The organism is Methylobacterium sp. WL7 (genome assembly GCF_008040085.1).
Classification (GTDB): Bacteria; Pseudomonadota; Alphaproteobacteria; order Rhizobiales; family Beijerinckiaceae; genus Methylobacterium; species Methylobacterium mesophilicum.
Map to the genome: position 1 here is coordinate 1 of NZ_VRVG01000195.1, position 6,633 is coordinate 6,633.

The window sequence follows — 6,633 nt, forward strand, 5'->3', positions numbered from 1 at the left end:
CTCCCAGAAGCCCCCTGCCCCGGCCGCCAAGCCGCAGGCCGCGCGCTTCGCCCTGCCGAAGTCCTCGGCGCTCGCGCAGGTGCTCGAGGCCCTGAAGCGCGGCGACAGCCCGGTCCTGGCGAACGCCCCGGAGGGGTTCGACGCGCTCGCGGTGGCCGACCTCGCCCGGGCGCTGGCGCCCACCGTCGACGCCCCCGCGGTGCTGGTCCACGTGGCGCGCGATTCCGGGCGCTCGGCGGCGTTCCAGTCGGCGCTGGGCTTCGTCGCGCCCGAGATGGACGTGATGAACCTGCCGGCCTGGGACTGCCAGCCCTACGACCGGGTCTCGCCGACCACGGCCACGGCCGCCGCCCGGATGACGGCTTTGGCCCGCCTGGCCCGGACCCGCTCCGCCGAGGACCGCCCGCGCATCCTCTGCACCACGGTCAACGCCCTGGTGCAGCGGGTGCCGCCCCGCGGCCACATCGCCAAGGAGGCGTTCTCGGCGGCGATCGGCAACGTCGTGGCGATGGACGACGTGGTCGCCTGGGTCGAGGCCAACGGTTTCCTGCGCACGGGGACGGTACGGGACACGGGCGAGTACGCGGTGCGCGGCGGCATCCTCGACCTGTCGCCGCCGGGCCTGCCGGTGCCGATCCGCCTCGACTTCTTCGGCGACACGCTGGAATCGATCCGCGCCTTCGATCCGGAGACCCAGCGCACCACCGGCCAATTGCGCTCGCTCGACCTGATGCCGATGAGCGAGGTCCAGCTCACCACCGAGACGATCCGGCGCTTCCGCCAGGGCTACATCCAGAGTTTTGGCGCGGCGACCCGGGACGACCGGCTCTACGAGACCGTGAGCGAGGGCCGCCGCTATGCCGGCCTCGAGCACTGGATGCCGCTGTTCTACGGCGAACTCGACACGCTGTTCGACTATCTCGGCGGCGTGCCGCTGGTGTTCGACCCGCAGGTCGAGGATGCCGCCGCCGAGCGGATCAGCCTCGTGCAGGATTACTACCAGGCCCGCGAGGGCGCGATGAAGACGCCCCAGTCCGGCGTCGCCCCCTACAAGCCGCTGCCGCCGCGCGCCCTCTACCTGACCCCGAACGAGCTGAAGGAGCGGATCGCCGCCGCCACCGTGGCGCGGCTGACGCCCTTCGCCCAGCCGGACTCGCCCGAGCGCGCGGTCATCGATTGCGGCGCAAAATCCGGAAGAAACTTCGCGCCGGAGCGCGCGAACGAGAGCGCCAGCGTGTTCGACGCGGCGGTGGCCCATATCCGCGACCTCCAGGGATCGGGTCATCACGTGATCCTGGGATCCTGGTCCGACGGCTCCCGCGACCGGCTCTGCGGCGTGCTCGCCGACCACGGCCTGAGGAAGCCCGTGGCGATCACCCGCCTGTCGGACGTCTACGCGCTGAAGCGCGGCGCCGATTCCGCCGTGGCGGTCTGGGGCCTGGAGGCGGGCTTCACGGTGGGCGAACTCGCCGTGGTCTCCGAGGGCGACATCCTGGGCGACCGGCTGGTGCGCCAGAAGCGCAAGGCCAAGCGGCCCCAGGACGTGATCCTGGAGGTGCAGGCGCTCCAGCCCGGCGACCTCGTGGTCCATGCCGACCACGGCATCGGCCGGTTCTCCGGCCTGAAGACGATCCACGCCGCCGGCGCCCCGCACGATTGCCTGGAGCTGAGCTACACCGGCGGCCTGCTGCTGCTGCCGGTGGAGAACATCGAACTCCTGACCCGCTACGGCTCGGAGGATTCGGAGGTCGCCCTCGACCGACTCGGCGGCGGCGCCTGGCAGGCCCGCAAGGCCAAGATGAAGCGCCGCATCCTCGAGATGGCGGGCGAATTGATCAAGGTCGCGGCCCAGCGCTTCGTCCGGAAGGCGCCGGTGCTCAAGGCGCCGGAGGGACTCTACGGCGAGTTCGCCGCCCGCTTCCCGTTCGAGGAGACCGAGGACCAGGCCAACGCCATCGACGCGGTGCTGGACGACCTCAATGCCGGGCGTCCGATGGACCGGCTGGTCTGCGGCGATGTCGGCTTCGGCAAGACCGAGGTGGCGTTGCGCGGCGCCTTCGCGGCGGCGATCGCCGGCAAGCAGGTGGCGGTGATCGTGCCGACCACCCTGCTCGCCCGCCAGCATTTCCGGACCTTCACCGAGCGGTTCAAGGGGCTGCCGATCCAGATCGCCCAGCTGTCCCGGTTCGTCTCGGCCGGGGACATGAAGCAGACCCGCGCCGGCCTGATCGCCGGCACGGTGGACATCGTGGTCGGCACCCACGCGCTCCTGGCGAAAAACATCGCGTTCAAGGATCTCGGCCTGATCATCGTCGACGAGGAGCAGCATTTCGGCGTCGCCCACAAGGAGCGGCTGAAGGCGCTCCAGGCGGATGTCCACGTGCTGACGCTCTCGGCGACCCCGATCCCGCGCACGCTTCAGCTCGCCATGACCGGCGTGCGCGAACTGTCGATCATCGCGACGCCCCCGGTGGACCGGCTGGTGGTGCGCACCTTCGTGACCCCGTTCGACCCGCTGACCATCCGGGAGGCGCTGCTGCGCGAGCGCTACCGCGGCGGCCAGTCGTTCTATGTCGTGCCCAGGATCGAAGATCTGGCGGACGTGAAGAAGTTCCTCGATGCCGAGATGCCGGAGATCAAGGTCGCGATCGCCCACGGCCAGATGGCGGCGGGACAGCTCGAGGACGTGATGACCGCCTTCTACGAGGGCAAGTTCGACGTGCTGCTCTCGACCACCATCGTGGAATCGGGCCTCGACATCCCCACCGCCAACACGCTGATCGTGCACCGGGCCGACATGTTCGGCCTGGCCCAGCTCTACCAGCTGCGCGGCCGCGTCGGCCGCTCGAAGGCCCGCGCCTACGCGTTGTTCACGACCCCGGCCAACCGCCAGCTCACGACCCAGGCCGAGCAGCGGCTCAAGGTGCTCCAGACCCTCGACACCCTGGGCGCCGGCTTCCAGCTCGCCAGCCACGACCTCGACATCCGCGGCGCCGGCAACCTCCTGGGCGACGCCCAGTCCGGCCACATCAAGGAGGTCGGCTACGAACTCTACCAGCAGATGCTGGAGGACGCGGTCACGGCGCTCAAGGCCGGCATCGAGGACGTGCCCGAGGAGGCGTGGTCGCCGACCATCGCGCTCGGCGCCCCGGTGACCATCCCGGAGACCTATGTCGAGGATCTCGGGGCGCGGCTGTCCCTCTACCGGCGGCTCGCCACCCTCCAGGACGATGCCGAGATGGAGAGTTTCGGGGCCGAGATGATCGACCGGTTCGGGCCGCTGCCGCCGGAGGTGGAGCAGCTCCTCAAGATCGGCACGATCAAGATCCTGTGCCTCAAGGCCAATGTCGAGAAGGTCGAGGCCGGCCCGAAGGGCGTGGTCGTCCACTTCCGGGACAAGTCCTACGCCAACCCGCAGGGTCTGGTGGCGTTCGTGGCCGAGCAGGCCTCCTTCGCCAAGGTGCGGCCCGACATGAGCGTCGTGTTCGTGCGCGAGCTGACCACGATCCCGGCCCGGCTCAAGACCGCCACCGAGGTGCTGCGCAGCCTCGTGAAGATCGCCGAGCGGGTGAAGAAGGCGGCGTGAGGGGGGGCGTCACTCCAGGGCGGCGTCCTCGTCTCCCGCCACTGCGGGCTGAGCCCTCGCGAACAGCCGATCATCCCATGGCACGGGGATATGCCGGCCGTGGGAGACCAGGCGGAATTCCGGATGCGTCGGATTGATGAGGACGTTCTCGGCGACGCGCGCGACGACGCTGGGGACGAAGAGGAGCAGCGAACGGTTCGCGCGAAACCAGGCCTCCCCATACGTTTGGGCGACGGACGGGTCTTGGGCATCCCAGCCCGGCAAGGCCGTGACGTTCACGGTCTCGTAGGATAGCCCGGCCGAGAGGATGATCTCGATGTAGTGCTGGTTCGGTGGAAGCGATCCGCTGCCGTGGACGAGCTTCTCCAGCATGGCCGTCGCGTAGTCAGTCGACGCGTAGATGACGGGGCTGCCTGCCGTGTTCCAGCGACCGGGATAGAGGCTCGAACCCGTCGCATCGAAGATCGGATAGGCCCCCGCGGGGTCGCCGATCCGGTAAGCCTTCTGGACGCGGTCGAGCTTCTGCGCGGTCACGCGACGGAACCGACCTGGAGACGTCCCAGGATAGCCTCGACGCGCGGACCGCCGAATTCCGATTCCATCACGATATCGATCGGGGGGCGCCCTTCCAGCAGAGCATGCGGACGGTGCAGGAATGCGCGCGCGGCGTCCTCGTCCTTCCACACCTCGCAGGCCAGCGCCCAGACGCGCGCCAGCCGAACGACCTTCGCGCCTTCCAACTCGGAGAGGCGTGCGGAGCCCGCCTGCGGCGCGTTCCGCCGCGTCAGCGTCGCCTTCTTCACGACGCTGAACCGGAAATTGCGGTCTTTGGGGGCGACCGCGGAGGCGACCCGCTCGAGCGCCTGGACGGGTAGGCCTTCCCTGACCTGTCTGACGATCTCGCTCGTCGACACGGGGCCCGACGGCGACGGGCCGACACCGAGCAGATCGACCAGCTGGGCGTTGTTCGTCATGGCAGGGTCTCCGTTTCACATGAGCCTGATTTATGGCTCATGTGAAACGTGAGCAAGCTGTCGCTCACCGGCCTTTCCGTCCGACCCATGGAAGACCCGCTCGGCGCCGGCTGGGTGACAGGCGTTGCGCCGTCCGCCCGTCTCTGGCTCTGTGCCCGGGCACCCCCAGGAGACGCGCAGATGGCAAACCCGGCGCAGGCCACCGGCGCGTCAGCCTCGAAAAGATCCGAAAACCACGCCTTCCTGACGCCCCTGTTCACCGACCGGCGGGTCGTGGCGATGCTGGGCTTGGGCTTCGCGCAGGGCATCCCGTTCCTGCTCGTCTACGCGACGCAGTCGGCCTGGCTGGTCCAGGCCAAGGTGCCGCTGGCGACGATCGGGCTGATGAGCGAGCTGACCATCGCGTACAAGCTCAAGTTCCTCTGGGCGCCGTTCCTCGATCGGCACGACGCGCCCCTGCTCGGGCGCTGGCTCGGGCGCCGGCGGGGCTGGATCGTCGCCACCCAGATCTTGGTGGCGCTGGCGCTCGCCGGGGTGGCGTTCGGCGATCCGGCGCATTGGCTCGCCTGGACGGTGGCGTTCTCCCTGGCGCTCGGGGTGGCGGGGGCGACCCAGGACGTGGTGATCGACGGCTGGCGCATCACCGCGGCGCCGCCCGAGCGGCAGGCGCTGATGTCGTCCTGGTCGGAGATCGGCTACCGGGTCGGCAACCTCGCGGCCGGGGCCGGCGCCCTCTACCTGTCCGACGCCTACGGCTGGCGCGCCGCCTACCTGTGCATGGCGGTGCTGCTCGCCCCCGGCACGATCGCGGCGCTGCTGGCCCCCGAGCCCCCCGCCGCGCCGCTGCCGCCCGGCGGCTTCGTCGAGACCGTCTGGGCGCCGATCCGCGACCTGCTGGCCCGCCTCGGCCCCCTGGCGGTGCCGGTGCTCGCGCTGGTGGCTGGCTTCCGGATGCCCGGCTACGTGTCGAGCACCATGGCGATCCCGCTGTTCAAGACGCTGGGCTACACCAACACCGACATCGCCACGGTGACCAAGCTGTTCGGCTTCTGGATCGCGCTGGGCGGCACCTTCCTGGCGAGCGCCATCATCCCGCGGATCGGCATGATGGCGAGCCTGCTGATCGGCACCGTGGTGGCCTCGGCCTCGCATCTGGCGCTCGCCTACCTCGCCTGGCACGGCGGCCATGGCGGGGCGGCGTTCTGGACCTTCGCGGTCACGGTCGGGATCGACGGCTTCGCCTACGCCTTCGCGTCGATCGTGCTGATCACCTACATGTCCCGGCTCGCGGCCACCGAGCACGCGGCCAGCCAGTACGCCCTGCTGACCTCGCTCTGCGCCCTCCCGGGAAGCGTGCTCGCCGGGTTCTCGGGCTTCGTGATCGAGTGGACCGGCTTCGCGTGGTTCTTCGTCGGCACCTCGCTGATCGGCGTGCCGGTGGCGTTGCTGTGTCTCCTGGTGGCGCGCCGCCACGGGCCGATGGAGGCGCCGGCCCGGTAACGGCCTGCAGACGAGCGGACGGTCTCCTCAGTCTTCGCGCGTCGGCGACCGCTTTTCGGGGCGCGTGTCCGGTGTTCCGCACGCCGTCCGAGCGTGTTCCAGGGCGGTGCGTCCGGCGTTGCCGGCTCTTTAGCCAAGATTAACCACGCCGAGGCCTAATGGGCTGGACGGTTGATGTCCTCCCCAGACGGGCAGCCCAGGCCACGTGCGCGGAAAAAGCCTCCGCGGGCGAACGGCGACGGCTGCCATACGGGGAAGCGCGTACGCGAGTTCCCGCATGGCCCAGGTTGCGTATTCCCGACCCGCGTACCGCGATGCCGCCTGTTTCGCGGCCCCATTCGCGGCCCCTCTCCCGGCCCCCGGGCCGGCGCCCTATCCGCGCCTCGTCTACGAGGCGTCTTACGCGCCCCCGGGCCGGGCGCCCTACCCGAGCGCCATGCGGCGGGCCCGCCGCCGCGCCCGGCTCACGGCGCTGATCTCGCTGGCCGCCCTGTCGATGGCCGGCTGGACCGTCCTGACCCTGCCGCACGGCCTGCCGATCACTTGGTCGACTACCGGGAGCGAGACCGCCCC

The 6,633-nt window shown here is 70.3% G+C and carries 4 protein-coding genes and 1 pseudogene; 3 read left to right on the forward strand and 2 right to left on the reverse strand.

Annotated elements, in window-relative coordinates; genetic code table 11:
• On the forward strand, positions 1–3,586 hold a 3,586-nt coding region (gene mfd, locus FV233_RS27465), incomplete at its 5' end, for a transcription-repair coupling factor (RefSeq protein WP_246690111.1).
• 9 nt (positions 3,587–3,595) lie between these two features.
• Here mfd and FV233_RS27470 read toward each other — a convergent pair.
• Complete coding sequence (locus FV233_RS27470; protein WP_147855995.1) at positions 3,596–4,120, reverse strand: RES domain-containing protein; 525 nt, start codon at positions 4,118–4,120, stop codon at positions 3,596–3,598.
• Positions 4,117–4,560, reverse strand: a complete 444-nt coding sequence (locus FV233_RS27475; RefSeq protein ID WP_147899416.1) for an antitoxin Xre/MbcA/ParS toxin-binding domain-containing protein — start codon at positions 4,558–4,560, stop codon at positions 4,117–4,119. The genes FV233_RS27470 and FV233_RS27475 overlap by 4 nt, the downstream gene beginning before the upstream one ends.
• Positions 4,561–4,740: 180 nt before the next feature.
• Here FV233_RS27475 and FV233_RS27480 point away from each other — a divergent pair, with 180 nt between their 5' ends.
• Together FV233_RS27480 and FV233_RS27485 are read left to right on the forward strand one after the other, a co-directional pair.
• Positions 4,741–6,060, forward strand: coding sequence for an MFS transporter (locus FV233_RS27480; RefSeq protein WP_147899417.1), 1,320 nt, complete (start codon positions 4,741–4,743; stop codon positions 6,058–6,060).
• A gap of 277 nt (positions 6,061–6,337) precedes the next feature.
• Positions 6,338–6,633, forward strand: a pseudogene (locus FV233_RS27485) (hypothetical protein); the annotation flags it as partial.